Annotated in this window: 16 protein-coding genes; 10 read left to right on the top strand and 6 right to left on the bottom strand. The window is 62.2% G+C overall.

Annotation, left to right across the window (positions count from 1 at the left end; translation table 11 throughout):
• Nucleotides 1-508: 508 nt before the first annotated feature.
• Nucleotides 509-1285 (bottom strand): TetR/AcrR family transcriptional regulator, encoded by a 777-nt coding sequence (locus I2487_RS14230; protein ID WP_207170460.1) that lies wholly within the window; start codon nt 1283-1285, stop codon nt 509-511.
• 62 nt (nt 1286-1347) lie between these two features.
• Here I2487_RS14230 and I2487_RS14235 point away from each other — a divergent pair, with 62 nt between their 5' ends.
• Nucleotides 1348-2256 (top strand): ABC transporter ATP-binding protein, encoded by a 909-nt coding sequence (locus I2487_RS14235; protein WP_207170459.1) that lies wholly within the window; start codon nt 1348-1350, stop codon nt 2254-2256.
• Nucleotides 2253-3116, top strand: coding sequence for an ABC transporter permease (locus tag I2487_RS14240; protein WP_345941447.1), 864 nt, complete (start codon nt 2253-2255; stop codon nt 3114-3116). The genes I2487_RS14235 and I2487_RS14240 overlap by 4 nt, the downstream gene beginning before the upstream one ends.
• A gap of 304 nt (nt 3117-3420) precedes the next feature.
• On the opposite strand, the gene I2487_RS15900 is transcribed toward I2487_RS14240, so the two are convergent.
• Complete coding sequence (locus I2487_RS15900; protein ID WP_207170458.1) at nt 3421-3849, bottom strand: HEPN domain-containing protein; 429 nt, start codon at nt 3847-3849, stop codon at nt 3421-3423.
• Between the two features lie 95 nt (nt 3850-3944).
• Entirely contained in the window at nt 3945-4895 is a 951-nt protein-coding gene (locus I2487_RS14250) for a DUF262 domain-containing protein (RefSeq protein ID WP_207170457.1), read from the bottom strand.
• Nucleotides 4896-5045: 150 nt separating this feature from the next.
• Here I2487_RS14250 and I2487_RS14255 point away from each other — a divergent pair, with 150 nt between their 5' ends.
• The 7 genes from I2487_RS14255 (at nt 5046) to I2487_RS14285 (ending at nt 11196) form a co-directional block, all read left to right on the top strand.
• Nucleotides 5046-5309: a transposase gene (locus tag I2487_RS14255; RefSeq protein ID WP_207170456.1), complete on the top strand. Its 264-nt coding sequence runs from the start codon at nt 5046-5048 to the stop codon at nt 5307-5309.
• Nucleotides 5310-5435: 126 nt separating this feature from the next.
• Entirely contained in the window at nt 5436-5573 is a 138-nt protein-coding gene (locus tag I2487_RS15905) for an IS3 family transposase (RefSeq protein WP_518523733.1), read from the top strand.
• A gap of 889 nt (nt 5574-6462) precedes the next feature.
• Nucleotides 6463-7491, top strand: a complete 1029-nt coding sequence (locus I2487_RS14270; RefSeq protein WP_207170454.1) for a nucleotidyltransferase family protein — start codon at nt 6463-6465, stop codon at nt 7489-7491.
• Nucleotides 7492-7619: 128 nt separating this feature from the next.
• The gene (locus tag I2487_RS15910; protein WP_518523730.1) at nt 7620-7943 is read left to right on the top strand and encodes a type II CBASS E2 protein; all 324 of its coding nucleotides are present in this window, start codon (nt 7620-7622) and stop codon (nt 7941-7943) included.
• Between the two features lie 853 nt (nt 7944-8796).
• Entirely contained in the window at nt 8797-9531 is a 735-nt protein-coding gene (locus I2487_RS14275) for an alpha/beta fold hydrolase (protein WP_345941448.1), read from the top strand.
• A gap of 319 nt (nt 9532-9850) precedes the next feature.
• The gene (locus I2487_RS14280; RefSeq protein WP_207170452.1) at nt 9851-10618 is read left to right on the top strand and encodes a hypothetical protein; all 768 of its coding nucleotides are present in this window, start codon (nt 9851-9853) and stop codon (nt 10616-10618) included.
• Nucleotides 10615-11196: a sigma-70 family RNA polymerase sigma factor gene (locus tag I2487_RS14285; protein WP_207170451.1), complete on the top strand. Its 582-nt coding sequence runs from the start codon at nt 10615-10617 to the stop codon at nt 11194-11196. The genes I2487_RS14280 and I2487_RS14285 overlap by 4 nt, the downstream gene beginning before the upstream one ends.
• Nucleotides 11197-11238: 42 nt before the next feature.
• Here I2487_RS14285 and I2487_RS14290 read toward each other — a convergent pair whose 3' ends face one another.
• Entirely contained in the window at nt 11239-12558 is a 1320-nt protein-coding gene (locus I2487_RS14290; protein ID WP_207170450.1) for a carboxylesterase family protein, read from the bottom strand.
• Between the two features lie 20 nt (nt 12559-12578).
• Entirely contained in the window at nt 12579-12926 is a 348-nt protein-coding gene (locus I2487_RS14295) for a hypothetical protein (protein WP_207170449.1), read from the bottom strand.
• A gap of 65 nt (nt 12927-12991) precedes the next feature.
• Between I2487_RS14295 and I2487_RS14300 the strand changes: the two genes are divergently transcribed.
• The gene (locus I2487_RS14300) at nt 12992-13990 is read left to right on the top strand and encodes a CPBP family intramembrane glutamic endopeptidase (protein ID WP_207170448.1); all 999 of its coding nucleotides are present in this window, start codon (nt 12992-12994) and stop codon (nt 13988-13990) included.
• Here I2487_RS14300 and I2487_RS14305 read toward each other — a convergent pair.
• Complete coding sequence (locus tag I2487_RS14305) at nt 13951-15534, bottom strand: sulfatase-like hydrolase/transferase (RefSeq protein WP_207170447.1); 1584 nt, start codon at nt 15532-15534, stop codon at nt 13951-13953. The genes I2487_RS14300 and I2487_RS14305 overlap by 40 nt on opposite strands.
• Between the last annotated feature and the right edge of the window lie 254 nt (nt 15535-15788).

Genomic DNA, 15788 nt, shown 5'->3' on the forward strand with positions numbered 1-15788 from the left:
GTCCAGAACACCTGGAGAAGATCCGGTCTCACAAAGATCGAGTAGCCCGTCATATCAACACCCATCTACTAAGTGTTGCAATCACCGCAAGAACCCAAGGATGCCGTAGCGGGCACCAATAGGAATGTCTCTCGTTCCTGGCGCTGAGATCGAGTGCTTGCACCAGGAATGCGTAAACCCCGCGGCCGGAGTGTGAGGGGACACTGTTTCCGGACGCGGGGTTTACTGAATCACTCGCACCTTCAATAGGTAGTCACAACACTAGAGAGCCTTCTTGGACAAGCAGTGTTCGTGGCCTGGGAGCTCCCTGAAGCTAGCAAGCGGGCGGCACTGGGCTGTGAGAAGGACCCTCAGCGGGCGCTCCCATACGGCTTGGGCTGTCCCGTTTTCCTAGGAGTTCGGATTTCCTGGGTTCCGTATGCCCTGAGCAGGAGGAGAACCCGTCCTCAGCGGTGGCGACCTGTGAACCCGCACAAGACGTGCCACCGAAGATAGACGGGGGCCGGGGTTAGGCTACGTCGCTGCCGTTGCGTTCCAATACCTCCAGGCCGGAAATGATGAGATCGAGGCCGAAGATGAAGTCGGCGTCAACTCCTTCTTCTTCGTCACGAGGATCCGGCGTGGGCGGGCGAACGTTCGGCACGTAATTGCCGGCCGCCAGAAGTGCGGCGACATTGGGGAACCGCGTCTCTGTGATCGCTTCGCCAAGCATCTCCAGGCCGTGGGCCGTCACAGCGAAGTCTGTTTCGTCCGCGAGTGACTGCTCCAATTCCACCATAGTCGCCACATGCTGGGAGACCACCAGAATGACGCCAACTTTGGTGTCGTCCTTCAGGTTCAGCCCCTCCAGTGCACCGAGCCCAATGTCTGCGCCGCGTACCGAGTTCGGCATGAGCACGGAGGTCTGCCCCCGAGGGATCCCCAGCACCCATGGGTGCGCCCGGTAAGCCGCTCGGATAAGCTCAGCCCACTGCCTCAACGCCTGCTTCCAATTCGCTGACAGTGTGATCTTGTCTGGAAGTTGAATCGCGGCGTCCTGCATTAGCCGGAGCAGTTCGTCTTTGCTCGAGAGATACCGGTAGAGCGACATGGTGGTGAAGCTGAGCGATTCAGCCACAGCCTGCATGGTGACCGCGCTCAGTCCCTTGGCATCAGCGATGTCCATTGCGGCGGCCACGATGCGCGCATGACTCAGCCCGCGATTCGGTCCACGTTGTGGCACCTCTTGCATGCCCCAAGCAATCGTAACCGCACGTGGTAATCCAGTATCCGTGATGTCAGCCATGATCCGAATTCTCTCACCAGGGGTCTGTGTAACTCATACACAGTGTGTGTAATACTCTGTGTATGAGTTACACAGACAGCCCGCTTCTCGAGATCTCAGGACTCTCAAAGAGCTATGGCAAGCATGATGTGCTGAAGAACCTCAACTTGACCCTCCCGCCCGGGATACACGCCCTACTCGGACCAAACGGGGCAGGCAAGACCACACTGATCAACGTCCTGTCCACGTTGATTCCCCATGACTCCGGAGAGATACGCGTACTGGGACTGGACACGCGACGTGACAAGAAGCGGATCCAGGGGCTGATCTCGTTGACCGGGCAGTACGCCGCCGTGGATGGACAGCTCTCTGGGATGGAAAACATGCTCATGATGGGCCGGCTTTTTGGGCTTTCCCGGCGGGATGCAGTGCGCCGCTCCCAGGCCCTTCTTGAAAGGTTCGATCTCACTGCTGCAATGAATAAGCGTGTATCGACCTACTCAGGGGGCATGCGGCGCAAACTTGACATCGCCGCCAGTCTGATTGCAGACCCGCTGCTGATCTTCCTGGACGAGCCCACCACCGGATTGGACACCCGAAGCCGTCAGGCGCTCTGGGACGAGATTCAGGCACTCGCGGCCCATGGCACCTCAATCTTCCTCACCACGCAGTACTTGGAGGAGGCCGATGTCCTCGCGGATCGAATCATGGTCCTTCATGACGGGCGAATCGTGGCCGAAGGCACCGCCTCCCAGTTAAAGGAACGCATCGGTGGTTCCACCATCCAGGTCCATGATCAGGCAGGTCGCGTCATCAAGGAAATCTCCACCTCCGGTGAGGCAACCGACGTCGCCCACCACATATCCGCCATCGCACAACACCAACCAGAGGTCGCGGTCACCGTCCGTCGCCCCACGCTCGATGAGGTCTTCCTGGAGCTCACCGGTGCCCCGGCATCCCAGGAGTCCGACACAGAAGGAGCCCAGACGTGAGCACCTCAACGCAAGAATCTCCTGAGGCGCGCTCAGTGCCGGGCGTAACCGCATCCAGAGCATCACAGCCCGCACGAGCCAGTTTTCTTACCAGCCTGGCCGTCTCCTCCCTACGCAGTCTGAAGCACTCCTTCCGCGACCTTGAGTCACTGCTCATGGCGATTCTGTTGCCATTGATGCTGATGTTGGTTTTCGTTTTCATACTCGGCGGGGCCATGGACGTCAGTGACGCTGCCAACGCGTCGGAGACGCGGAACGCTTATCTCTCATATGTGCTGCCCGCCATCGCACTGACCACGGCAGGCTTCGGAGCTTCCTACACCGCCGTGGTCGTCAGCAATGACATGACCACCGGGTTCATGAATCGGTTACGCACAATGCCCTTCCCCTCAATCACTGTGCTGCTGGGGCACACCGTTTCCTCGATGGCACGCAATTTGCTGGCCACAGCGGTGGTGGTTGCCTCGGCGTTCGCCCTGGGTTTCCGCACTGACTCCTCGGCCCTCGAACTAGTGGCCGCTGTCGGTCTGATCGCTTTATGGATCCTGGTGATCACGGTGGTTTTCGCCACACTCGGGATGGTGGCCGGGTCTGCTGAATCGGCGAGTGGGTACGGCTTCATTCTGTTGTTCTTGCCGTATGTATCCTCTGGATTCGCGCCTGTGGAATCCATGCCGGGGTGGCTCCAGGGGTTCGCCCAACATCAGCCGATGACTCCGATCATCGACGCATCACGTGCCTTGCTGAACGGTGATCCCGTTGGTAGCTCCTGGTGGATCGGGACCATATGGTGCGCTGGGTTCTTCGCCATCGCTATCTGGCTGATCGCGGTCATCTTCCCGCGCAGGGTTGCACGCTGACTCTCCTGCAACGCGAATAGCTTTGCATGGGGTCCCGCCCAGGGAAGCGACACGACCGGGATCCTGTCAGGGTGCAGACTATTGATCTCGTCATGCCATTGGGGTCTGCCGCATTAGTAGGTGACATCTTGACCCGAGCCTCCTGGTGTAAACGCAGTGCGTCGCTCTGGGGTGTACCCAGACGCCACAGCCGAGAGGATTGCTGGGCTCTTCGAGGACTTGTGGCGTGAAGTCACCGCGCATTCTAAAGCCCCACAATCACACTCAGGTTTAGACCCTGCAACACGCAAGCGTCCCCGTGGCCCTAGGCCACAGTCGACACCCGAGAGTAGAAGTCTCTGCTTGGGTCGAAACGTCTTACGAGCCAACCCCCAACCTCTTCGTCCGCTGCAGCCCAACGAAGGGCGTCATTGGGTCCAACAGAGCCCCCGTCTCCATGAGCTATCTTGTGCCTGGCGTTTACGAGAGCACCCAGATCACTCGACCTAATCCGAGGGCCGGAGTCATCCTGGAGAAAGTCTCTAAGCTCTAACCCCCACTCTGGGGAGAAGGTTTGGACGAAATCAATTAGCTGCTTAGCTCGCACGCCTTGTCCAGACCGGAGACCTGAAAGAAGCCGATTACGCACAAGGTCGAGGGCCACACGGTTAACGAATAGATCTGCCACGTCGTCCCTAACCGCTTCGACATATCCAGCAGCTCTCACCACTGTGTATCGAGACATCGCAACCACGAGCGCCCCCTCTTTCGGGGAACTGCCTCAGAGTGTCGCTGTTAATTCCGGCAGATCCTGTTTACGGCTGCGAACAGTAGCTGGCGGCCAGGTGCTCACGCTTTAGGCGCCGTCGCCGCTCGATCCAGGCGCAGCATGACGAAATCTCTATCCGCTGTGGAGCGTGTGGTTGCAGTGACAAATTCAGGATCTGAACCGAGTGCCCGGATCGATGCTTCAAGGTCGTTCGTCAGGTTGCCGGCAGCAATTGCCCGCATGACACCCACAAAGATTGCCTCTTTCCGAGCTGCATTTATCTGCGACGCACCGTGGCTACGAAGTATCGACGGACCAAGCGCTCGAAGCTCCTCGGCGGCTGTTTCAAAGGTCTCACTTGCCTCGAGCACGGTCGCGTCTGGTTGGCGAAAAGCGCTGGCGAACTTGTTGAGGAAGGACTTCAAAGGCCTAGCGTAATCGTCGGCTTGCATGAAAAGCGCAATGATTCGAAGGGTGAGTTCCTGGTCGTGAAGCCGAGCGCTGCGCTTACCGTACAGTTCACGCCAACCAGGGTTCGAGTTCATCCGTTCAAGAAGCCCAATGATAGGGCCAGCAGATAGAGCAACTCGTATCTCGTGAGCAGTCAGCTGCGTGCCACCCGAGTTGAGGCGCTCAAAGACCTGGTAGATCGCCTCGTTCATCTCGGGCGAGCCATCTGTCGCCACGATAGTGGCATTCAGGTACGAATCGTCCAGTCGGAACTGGAGCGCTTCCCCGAGTGTCTTGTAGGTATGACCCATAAATTGCTCGCTGACGTTCCTAAGAGCGAACTCCCTTTTTGCGTGCACGCCCTCATAGAACTTCTGTAGCGTCAGAAGGCGTTGCTGTCCGTCGAGGACCAATAAGCGATTGTGGCTCGTTTGCTTCACCAGGAAGATGCCGAGGATGGGGAACCCGAGAAGTAGGGACTCGATGAACCGATCCATTTGCGCCTTGGTCCACACAAATCCGCGCTGGAAACCGTCCGTGTCGATTCGGGAGACTTCTTTCCCGTAAGTGGGCACCAGCATGGACCCGCGATTGAACCGCCCTGGGTTTGATGGAGACTCTGGTCTGTCCCGGGTTCCAAGGAGCAGCCATTTCTTGGATTCTGTATGTCCTGAGCTCAGGAGGAACAGATGGGACGAAGAGGCTACCCGACTGAATTTCGACGCAGAGTGTTGGACCTGCTCAACACGGGCCGCAGCGTCGCGGGCATCGCGCACGACCTTCAGATCAGTGACCAGACGGTCTACGCCTGGCGCCGACAAGACCGGATCGACCGTGGAGAGATCACGGGTATGACCACCGCGGAGAAGGCCGAACTGCGCGTGGCGAAGAATCGAATCGCTGCATTGGAGATGCAGCTGGCCGTCGCAACGAAGGCGGTGGAGGTGTTTAAAGCCGAGACCGACGCAAACGGCGGCACTCGGCGGTCGAGCTGATCTCCGCTCAGGGGCTGCCAGTGCGTCTCGCGTGTCGAACCCTGGGGTTTCAGAGTCGGGCATTACGACCGGCGAGACAGGGCCCCTTCGGAACGAGCAATCCGACACCAGTGGCTCACCGGTGTCATCGCCCAGGTCTATGCGGCTTCTCACGGCCGCTACGGAGTGCGACGAGTCCACGCTGAGCTCACCATGGGGCGGGGTATCAGTGTCGGGCATCTACAAGTGGGCTTGTTGATGCGCCGGGCCGGTCTCGCCGGCTGACGGGTCGGCGTAAATGGAGACACATCCTGCCCGATCAGATTGCCACCAAACCCAGGACAGACCAGAGTCTCCAAGAATCCCAGGGCGGTTCAAAGAACTAAAGCCCTCCCCTTCAAAGCCGAAGCATCTCCTTGCTACGCATAAGGCTGGGACCCATACACAGACGGAGTTGGCTGAACTCTCTGACGTGTCACGTGCGACGGTCTATCGGGAGATTCAGCGGGCGCAACCGGAAGGTTAGCCCGCTGGCGTCTCGATAAAAGAGGAGCAATGTCGTCGCAATTGGTAGTTGCGCAACCTTAAATAGACAGATTGACACGCCGAGACACGCGGCGTTTCGAGAAACTTCTTCTTGGGAGCATCGAACTCCACAGCTGTGGAGGAACGCCCGGGAGGGGTGACGCTTCCGCGCCATTCCGGGGGGTTTCACGGTCCACAGGTCCTGTGGACAGCCGGTGGAGAACTACACCTATGCAACTACAACATCTAGTGGCTACTGATATCTCCGGACCCAACATGTAGTATTGACATATCGTTTCGGCGAGGTTAGACAGTTCCGGTCCGCACCCACTGCAATGGGTACGGACCGGGAACCCCCTGAGGGGCTATTGGCTGATTTGTCTCCAGCAACCGATAGCTTACCGAAGTTTCCAGCGGCCGCCTGGGTCGTGACTTCTTCCTCGGGCCAACCCCTGAGGAAGGAGAAGCCATGGCGACCATCCGTCGCACCCAGACGTCCCGTCGGGGACCTATCAAGGTCAAAATTGTGACCACCACGACCACTCGGCGCGTGCGCACCCGATGACATGCAGCTGGTCGGCACCTACTGGTGTCGACCAGCACACCACCACATGTTGCCGTCCAGGCCGCTATCGACCGGAGGTAGGAAATGGAAACCGTAAGTGAGTTTCTCGACGATGTTCGGGATCAGATCGAAGCAGACGACGCCGCGCTAAAAGAAGCACGAGAGCGGCTCGCGTTCGTACGCTCAAAAGCGGAGAGCTTCTACGGGGCCCTCCGCTCCTACCAGAGCGGATCACTTGCCGCACACACGATGAATGAGCCCGTCACCGACGGTGACGGCGGCTTGGTCCTCAACCGAAATTACTATCCAGGGCTCGGACCAGAAGGTAACAAAACCGAAGCCCCTGAAGAGATCGTCGATGAGCTCCTCGACCATTTAAGGCCGCTGGTTCGTGAGAAGTACCCCGAAGCGAAGATGCACACTTCTAAACGTGGTCCGAAGATCTATTTTCACGCACCGCTCGACGACGGGACAGACCCGACTGTGGACTTGGTGCTCGCTCTCACTCGCAAGGAGGGTGAGGGCATCTGGATCCCAAACCTGGAGGCAGATACCTGGGAGCCGTCGGACCCGGTGCAGCACATCGCCCTGTTCAACGGCGAGGCTCCCAGTTTTCGGTCGACGCGGCGAAAGATCATGCGGCTCGCGAAGGCGTGGAATAAGCAGTACCTGAGTCCAGGGGCATCCTCATTCGAGATGTGCGTCTGGGGGTATGAGTTCGTAGAACCAGGGATGGGCATCTCCAAAGGTTTGCATGCACTTTTTGAGAACGCGGCAGCCCGACTCGAAGCAGGGAAACCCACCCCCGACCCAGCCGGTGTCTCCGAGAACCTCAAGCTACTCATCGAGCCGACCAAGATGGCGGTTCGACTGCGAAAAGCTGCCAAGCACCTGCAAGATGCGCTGGATGCAACCGACGATGCTGGCGTCCGTGCTGGCGTGAGCGAAGTGTTCTGGAAGTACGTCAGCTCACCCGAGACATCGGAGCTCTCGACAATGGCGACCTCACTGAAAGCCCGCACACCCGTCGCTGCGACCGCTCTGGGAATTCCAGTCGCTGGAAGCACGGCCGGCGCGAGTGCCGCCCGTGCTTATGGAGACTCCAGCCAGTGAGTGCTGCAGGGTGGAACCCTCCCCCCTGGTTCGACATCCCGGCTCACAGAGTTGGTTTCCTCCGTGAGTTGCGAGATTTGGATGATGTGCGCACGGGGAAGCGTGCCGGTCACCGCAGTGGATTCGTCATGACAATTCCTTTGAGACCGAAAGGTGTTCCTGCGCGACGAGTGATCGTTCAGTTCTTGCCACGTTCGCCGAAGGTGCCTCGGGTCTACGTTGACGGTCCTACTGAGTCACCCCATCGCTATGCCGACGGATCCCTCTGCATGTGGCATCCCAGAGATCCCATCAATCAACGATGGACGCTCGCAGATGGGGCAGCTGATCTCGTTATAAGGATCGGGGTTCACCTCATCAAGGAACAGTGGTTTCGCCAAACCGGTGAATGGATCGGTCCAGAGGCGGGACACTTTCATCAACGCTCAGCGATTGAACCGGAGGGGCGATGACCACTCTGACTACCCCAACAGTAGTTGACACCCCCGACAGTTGGTTCGCCGGGGATGGGTTTGCGACGATCATCGCAGCGTTGGTCGGCGCCACCGTTGTCATGGTGGGCTACTTGATTCAGCAAAGATTCGTGCGCCGACACCATCGGGCGGAGATCTACAGCGAAGCGGTACGTGCTGTCGAGGACTATATGGAAGCACCGTTTCTCATTCAGCGTCTAGACGGCACCCTTGCGACCCAAAGGCAGCTGACCGATCAAATCAGCGGGATCCAATCACGGCTGGCCTACTACCAAGCCCAGCTGTCAATCTATGCCGCCCAAACAATCGCGGACTCCTACGCGTCGGCGGTGAAAGCAGCGCGCCGAGAGGCAGGTCCAGCAATGACCAAAGCGTGGCAAGCACCTCCCACTCGCAAGAGAAAAAGGGTCCCACTGAGCAAAAGGTACTCACGGCAGGAAACTGACCAAGCACTCGCCATTCTCACCGCCCGTATGCGGCGAGACGTATACAGGCCTCGCACGCGCCCCGCGAAACCTGCGCGAACAGCCGGGTAGGAGCTAACGCCCGTGTCTCAGAAAACTACTGGATAACGAGGCAGCGGGAACTCACCACAAGGTCCGCTGCACGAACGTCGACCCGGCTCTCCCCCGGAACCGCAGGTCTCACTTCTCCGCCTCCAGAACCACGACACTTGGCAGCCGGCCGTCGCAGGTGACGCTAATGGCGACCTGGCACGACTAGCCCTCGTAGGCCGATCCGTCGCGGGACGGTTCGACGCCGAACCCCGCCGTACACTGATTCGATGAGTCTTCATCACGTCCGAAGAGGCCATGGAAGCCCACTGCTGCTGGTGCACGGCCTCGGAGCGGGTCTGCAATCCTGGGATCCGATCATCGACGCGTTGGCCGCGCACCGGGAGGTCATCGCGGTAGACCTGCCCGGATTCGGCCAGACGACGCCACTGCCTGGCGAAGTATCGATTGCCACGCTCGCCGATTCAGTCTCAGAGTTCATCGACGAGCAGGGGCTGGAGGGCGTTGCCACTGCAGGACAGTCAATGGGTGGACGGATCGTGCTTGAGCTTGCCAGACGCGGGATCGGTGGTGACACCGTCGCGCTAGACCCCGGGGGGTTCTGGAACCAACGCGAGCTGACGGTCTTCGGCTCTACACTCCGTCCCTCGATCGGCCTGGTCCGTGCCCTGCGCGGCGCCCTTCCGGTGCTGTTGGGGAATCGCGTCACTCGTACCGCGCTGCTCGCGCAGTTCTCGGCCCACCCGTGGTCGCTGAACCAGCAGACCGTCCTGCCCGACCTGCTTGGGCTGGCCGACGCTCCAGCGACGGATGCGGCAATGGATGCACTCACGAAGGGTCCCACGCAGGAGGGCGCTCCACTCGGGACGGTCCCCGGCCTCGTCACCATCGGGTGGGGACGCCGCGACCTCGTCACCGTTCCGCGGCAGGCCCATCGGGCTGTTGCGGCGTTCCCCGACGCGACCCTGCACTGGTTCCCCCGGTGTGGACATTTCCCTCAGTGGGACGCCCCGCAGGAGGCAGCTGAACTCATCCTGTCCGGCACTCGCTGACGACCCCTGCTCGCTACGATCCCGAAGATCCTGCTGAAGAGCTCTTCGTCGTGGCGGTCATCCACGCTGGTACGGCAAGGTGCGCCCGTGCGAGGACCATCCAGGTCGGCGTCCGCCGCCTCGACTCGGTGCGTAGCATCACACAGATGCACCTCACCGCGACAGGACAGAGCGAGCAGGCCATCGCGGAGAAGTGGTTTCCCCACGAGAAGAACCCACCCGCCGCGCAGTGACGTCATCGCTTGGTCGTGGACGTTTCAGCCTTGACCGGACATGTAGAGGGTAAGGACACGTTCCCGAGCGATTAAGGACCACCGACATGTCTTGGTCACCACCGAACAGCGACCCGCCCGAAGACCAGGGGCCAGAAAGCTCCGACGCATCTCTCGACGCGCACCTGAGAAACTCAGCGCCGCCTGGGACACCAGTCACCGCTGCGCTGCAGGCGGAGCTGGAACAGCTCGCCGTGGCGAGTCGCGAGGACGCCAGGAGCCGCCGTCGTGCGAGCCGGTCTGGTCTCTCCCGCGGCGCCGCCATGGGCCTCGCTGCCCTGGCACTGCTCGGCACGGCCACTGCCGCCGTGGCCGTCGTTGAGCTGCGCAGCTACTGGTCGGATCTGGGGGTGGAGCCCCACGTGAACTACAGCTTCGAACTGCCCAGCGGCGCCGAATGTGAGGTCGAACTCCGCATGAAGACGCTGGGGCCAGCCGGGATGGAGAACATCGATGACTATTCCATGACCGCGGAACAGGACGCGTTCGTGCGTGAGATGTACTCAGATGTCCAAGACAGAGTCGATGCCATGGTGGAACGCGAGGGGTTCCTCGACCGGGCCCGAGCTCGTTCCGATGCCATGGGCCTCCCGGAGGGGAAGGAGGAGACCGACGATGTCGCGTACTTCTCCGCCGTAGATTCGGGGCTTTCTCTGCAGCTGCAGGACGAGTACGGCGCGGAGATGATGGAGGTCGGGGTAGGTGGCTACTCCTTCGGGCATTCCTGCCCCGGCGCTGACTTCGAGGGCAGCTGGATGGACGAACTCGGGGACATGGACACCTATGAGACCCAGGGAGAGGGGTCTGAAGGGTGACGCACTCTCACAGCTCTCCTCTCGAGACAGCGCTCACGGTCAACGCAGCAGACCTATTGCACTACTTCCAACGGCGCACGAACTCCGAGGCAGCCGCAGACCTCTTGGCAGAGACCATGCTCACCGCCTGGCAGCGCGAGAAGAACCACCCGGCTGAGGCCGAGGCCGGACGCAGGTGGCTCTTCGGCATCGCCGGCAATGTGCTGAAGAACGCCGACCGCAGCCGGCGCCGTCGGTACCGACTGGTCAACAAGCTCAAATCCATGCTGGGCACCGCCTCTGAGTCCCAGGCGGCCGATGACGGAGTCGACGTTCGTGATGCCGTCCAACGACTCGATCCTGAGCTTCGTGAACTGATCCGGTTGGTCCACTGGGAAGGATTCAGCATCGCCGACGCCGGTCAGATCCTCGATATCCCGGCCTCGACCGCGCGGGGAAGATACCAGCGAGCCAAGGCACAGCTGCGCGAGGTTCTGGAGAACACGGACTCATCACCCCGAGAACACTGCCCCGCGACGCTGCCCGAGGTTGATCGCCGATTCCTCCACGTGGAGGAGAAACCCGCTGAGAACAAGTGAGCCACACCCCGCATCGCCGCCGTCCCTCGCACAAAGGTCCCGCTAGGAAGCGGCGACGCCGGGTATCCGACCGGTCTCGGGCAGCTCGGCTCCGCGGGCGAACCCGGCCCAGAGCGCCCGGACGGACTTGCCTGCCTGCTCGAGGTCCTCCCAGGAGGCCCCTTCCAGGAGCTTCAGCCCCTTGGTGTTCGCCCGGGTCCCGAAGAGCAGCGCGAGATCGATCCCGTGCGCCGATCCGAAGAAGTTCCCGGGCGCGGCCCAGTCCACGATGAAATAGTGCCCCCGGCCGCCGGCTCGACGGTGCCGCCGGAGGAAGGTGCGGATGCCCGTGACGTAGATGAGCCTGGTCCCCAGCCGGCTCAGCAACGTCATCGCGGGTGAACCGATCACCGGAAGATCGCGGAGTCGCTGCACCGGCCGCGCCACCGGGATGAACAGCCGGGTCTCCTCGGCGGTGTGCGTGATCATGATGTCGATATGCGGTGCGACAGCCTTCCAGGTGTCCTCGATCTCGGATTCGGCGGGCAGCGGCGAGACGCCGTGCTGGGTCCCGAAGGGCATCAGTCCGCGCAGTCCGAACGGGGCGCCGGCGGCGCGCGCACTCTCCTGGACTCGCAGCACCTCTTGGATCGAGGCCTGCGCCGACACCTCAGGAGCCGCAGCGGACATGGCCTCCGTCATTTTGTGGCGACCCCGGGATATCCCCAGTGGCGGGCTCTGCAGGATGGCCCGGCGGAAGAGCCGGGGAGCGTCTGGGGTGGCCATCAGGTGCGCGATGGCGTCGCCGCCGGCCGATTGCCCGAAGAGCGTGACGGCCTCTGGATCACCGCCGAAGGACCGGATGTTGCGCTGCACCCATTCCAGGGCGCAGAGCTGGTCCAGCAGACCGAGGTTGGCGGACCGTCCCGCCCCGCCGAGATACCCGAAGGCTCCAAGCCGGTAGGTCACCGCGACGACGACGACGCGCTGCTCCTCCACGAGTGTGGTCGGGTCATAGATGGGCGCATCTCCGGCCCCCGAGATATAGGAACCTCCATGGATCCACACCATGACCGGCAGGAGCTCCCCCTGCCTCCGGTCCGCAGGGAGCGTGACGGTCAGATTCTGACAGTCCTCATCCTGGGGCAGTCCGCCGGTCTGGCTCCCGATGACGGACTCCAGCTCCCGGATGCGCCATTGCGGACACGCAGGCGCCGGGTCGAGCGCACGGTATGAATCAGACCAGTCATCCACGGGATGCGGCGGCTGAAAGCGCTGGGCCCTCGCATACGGAATGCCGGATGCCTTGACCACCGGACCGGCAGCACGGCCGATGATGGGCCCGCATGGAGGGGAGAATCGGTGCTCAGAGCTGGTGTCCACCTGCTCGAGGATACGGCCTCTCAGTCCATCACCGGTGACTGACCCTGGGGTGCACCGCTGCGCTGGACCTCGTCGGCACGGGCAACTCGCCGGTTATGCAGGAGGCCGCCGAGAAACCAGGGAAGCAGAGCAACGAAGGGGGCGAGGACTCCGATGAACCCCACCTCGTCGACCCAGTAGGTCACGGAACCCCCGGCGAGAGCAATACCGCCGATCTGCAGCCAGTAGGCCCACCGCGGACGCTGTTTCGCCGTCCAGAAGAGCGGTACCCGCTGATTCGGATACGCGGTCAGAGTGACCCGCATCGACCAGAAGATCAGCGCCATCCCGAGAGCCAGAAGAATCAGAGGAGGTGAGAACAGATCCATCGAACCAGTCAACAATAAACATCTAAGAGGAGTCAAAAACTCGCCTGTTCAGATACGGTTTACATATGCCACGAAACGATTCATCAGCTTCTGAAAATCGCCGCCTGGCGCCTGACGATCTGCGAAACATCCTCGTGTTCCTGGTGGTGACCTTCGGACTCGCCTGGCTGATCGCGCTGCCGCTGTGGACCGGTGAGGGGCTGGCGAGCCCGTGGTTCCTGGTGGTCTCCATCGGGATGATGCTCACCCCGACGATCGGCGCGCTGCTGGTGGTGTTCATCCTGGAGCGTCCCGCGCAGAAGGCGCGCGCACTGGGACTGTGGCCGATGACCCCGGTGAAGCGCTTCCTCGGCTACCTCGCGCTGGGGCTCGTCGTCCCGATCGTGCTGGTCCTCGCGGCGCTGCCCATAGGAGCTCTGCTCGGGGTCTACCCGGCGGACTTCGTGAACTTCTCAGGCTTCGAAGAGCAGCTCGAGGCACAGCTCGGCGCCGCCGGTGCTCCCGACCTGCCTTTCTCCCTCGGGACATTGGTGGCGCTGCAGCTGCTCACGATCCCACTGGGGGCGCTGCTGAACCTTGCACCGGCCATGGGGGAAGAGCTGGGCTGGCGGGGGTGGTTGCTGCCGAAGCTGATGCCGCTGGGAACAGTCCCCGCACTGCTGATCTCGGGGATCATCTGGGGGCTCTGGCACGCGCCGCTGGTGCTGCTGGGCTATAACTACGCCTCAGGCCCGGGCTGGCTGGGCCTGAGCATGATGACGGGGATGTGCATCATCGTCGGTGCGGTCTTCGGCTGGCTGCGGCTCCGCTCGGAGTCTGTGTGGCCGGCCGCGCTGGCCCACGGCAGCTTCAATGCCGCCGCCGGCTCCTACCTGCTCTTCAGCATGGCCGGGGAACACATCGACACCACCCAGGCCACGATCCTGGGGTGGACCGGCTGGATCCTGCCGCTCGCGCTGGTCGGCGTTCTGCTCCTCACCGGGTCGTTCTCACCGGTGCGGCAGCAGCCCGAGAGCCAGGCGCGTCAGTCGACGGAGGATCGCGAGCTCCACGCCTCGGAGTAGAACTCCGGAGAACGCGAGCGCAGCAGCTCGGAATAGCTCTCCGGCGGCAGCGACTGCGCAGAGTCTTCGGGGACCTCCGTGGAGAACGCGGAGACACCCAGCCCAGCCTCACGATCAGCCGGGGTCAGCCCGGCGGCCTCCAGGAGTGTCGGGTACATGCTGAGCTGGTCCACACCCGCGCGCAGCGTGGTGTCCTGATCCGCGCCCGGAATCCAGATCCGATTGAAGATGGCTCGGTCTCGGTGATCTTCGAGCTGCCTCTGCAGGGAATCCCCGGCGTTGACCGGCTTGAGGTGGTCACCCATGACCACCACGGCCGTGTCCTCAAGATAACCCTGCTGCTCCAGGTGTTCCACGAATCCCGCCACCTGGGCCATGGAGCAGGCGAATACCGAGGTGGCCTCCTCCTCGGTGTCCACCTCGCAGTAGTCGAACACGTGGACCGGTTCATGAGTGTCCAGGGTCAGCACCGAGAGGTTGAACGGCTCACCGGTGCGTAGAGACTCGGCATGCAGCGCATCAACCTCGTCCCGGGCGTGCTTCATCAGGCGTTCGTCGCTGAGCCCCCAGTCGCTGCGGAAGCTGCCCTCCGGCTCCCCTGCCGCGCGCCAATCGTCGAGTCCCAAGACCCGCGAGTAGCCGTGACTGCCCAGGAAGGTGTTCTTCTCGGCGAAGGAGGAGCTGGCTCCGCCGAGGAACACGTTCGTGTAGCCGTGGTCCTCCAAGAGATCACCCAGGCAGGTGGTCCCGTCCAGATAGGTACCCTCCCCCTCGCGGAGCTGCCCGAGGGTGCCGCTGCTCGCCGCCGCGGTGACGCCTGCCAGCGGTATCCCGCACTGAGTCGCGGTCAGACCCGACATGGTCCAGCCGCCACCCGCATACTGCTGAAGATTCTCCACGCTCTGCCAGCCCTGGGCCGCCTGGGTGACCTCCTTGAGCGGTGCGAAAGCGTCCTTCTCGAAGAGCTCCTCATCCTCCAGCGCGGCCTCCCCGGACTCGAGGTAGATCAGGACCAGGTTGCGCTTCTCATCGTCGCCGACGATGCGCGGGGACACGTAGTGATCGGCCAGGTCGTATTCGGAGTTTCCTGCATCGACATAGTCGGCGAGTCCCACCGCGGCGGCGAAGGAGGCGGTGCCGAGCACCACGATCGAAGCCGCCAGCGTCGAGGAGATCGCGCGCATCAGCCAGGGTGAGCGCCAGCCAGGACCATCACCCTGCCGCGGGCGGGGCCTGCGCGCTCGACGCCGCAGCGCCAGCGCGAGGCCCGTGGTGATCAGCAGCGGAAGGACACCGATCCCCAGGATGCAGACCCAGACGAGCGCGCCACCGCCGCCGTCGGTCTCCACCGAGACGAGGTTGAGCAGCATCTGCCCCACGGTGATCTCACCCCAGAAGAAGCGGATCAGGCCTGCCGCGATCAGCAGCGCCAGACCCACCCAGACCAGCAGAAAGACCAGTATCCGGCCAATGACGGCGCCCGCGCGGTGGGCGAGGTGCGGGGTCCGGACAGGCGGAACGTCGGCGTGAGATGCGGATGCCACCAGGTGTCCCTCCCCCGACGTCAGGCCCGATGACGGGCGATCAAAAACTTAGCCCCTTACATTACTCGCTGCCCGAGGGAGTGGATGGAGGCCGCGCGGAGTTGATGGAGGCCGCGCACAGCGCAGGGGCGAGTCCGGGGATCCGCCCCCGGTCCCGCCCCTGAGAGTCTGCACATCGGCAGAGGTAAGTCTGCGCGCCCGGGTTCTGCGCGTCCGGGTTCAGCGCGTCCGGATTCAGCCTGCCGCGCCCGGGG

Origin of the sequence: Nesterenkonia sp. E16_10 (genome assembly GCF_017347085.1) — a bacterium.
GTDB lineage: Bacteria > Actinomycetota > Actinomycetes > Actinomycetales > Micrococcaceae > Nesterenkonia.

Excerpts from the sequence above, each read along its gene's own strand:
- I2487_RS14230 (WP_207170460.1), bottom strand. The coding sequence starts at position 1,285 with ATGGCTGACATCACGGATACTGGATTACCACGTGCGGTTACGATTGCT.
- I2487_RS14235 (WP_207170459.1), top strand. The coding sequence starts at position 1,348 with ATGAGTTACACAGACAGCCCGCTTCTCGAGATCTCAGGACTCTCAAAG.
- I2487_RS14250 (WP_207170457.1), bottom strand. The coding sequence starts at position 4,895 with ATGCTGGTGCCCACTTACGGGAAAGAAGTCTCCCGAATCGACACGGAC.
- I2487_RS14270 (WP_207170454.1), top strand. The coding sequence starts at position 6,463 with ATGGAAACCGTAAGTGAGTTTCTCGACGATGTTCGGGATCAGATCGAA.
- I2487_RS15910 (WP_518523730.1), top strand. The coding sequence starts at position 7,620 with ATGACAATTCCTTTGAGACCGAAAGGTGTTCCTGCGCGACGAGTGATC.
- I2487_RS14280 (WP_207170452.1), top strand. The coding sequence starts at position 9,851 with ATGTCTTGGTCACCACCGAACAGCGACCCGCCCGAAGACCAGGGGCCA.
- I2487_RS14295 (WP_207170449.1), bottom strand. The coding sequence starts at position 12,926 with ATGGATCTGTTCTCACCTCCTCTGATTCTTCTGGCTCTCGGGATGGCG.
- I2487_RS14300 (WP_207170448.1), top strand. The coding sequence starts at position 12,992 with ATGCCACGAAACGATTCATCAGCTTCTGAAAATCGCCGCCTGGCGCCT.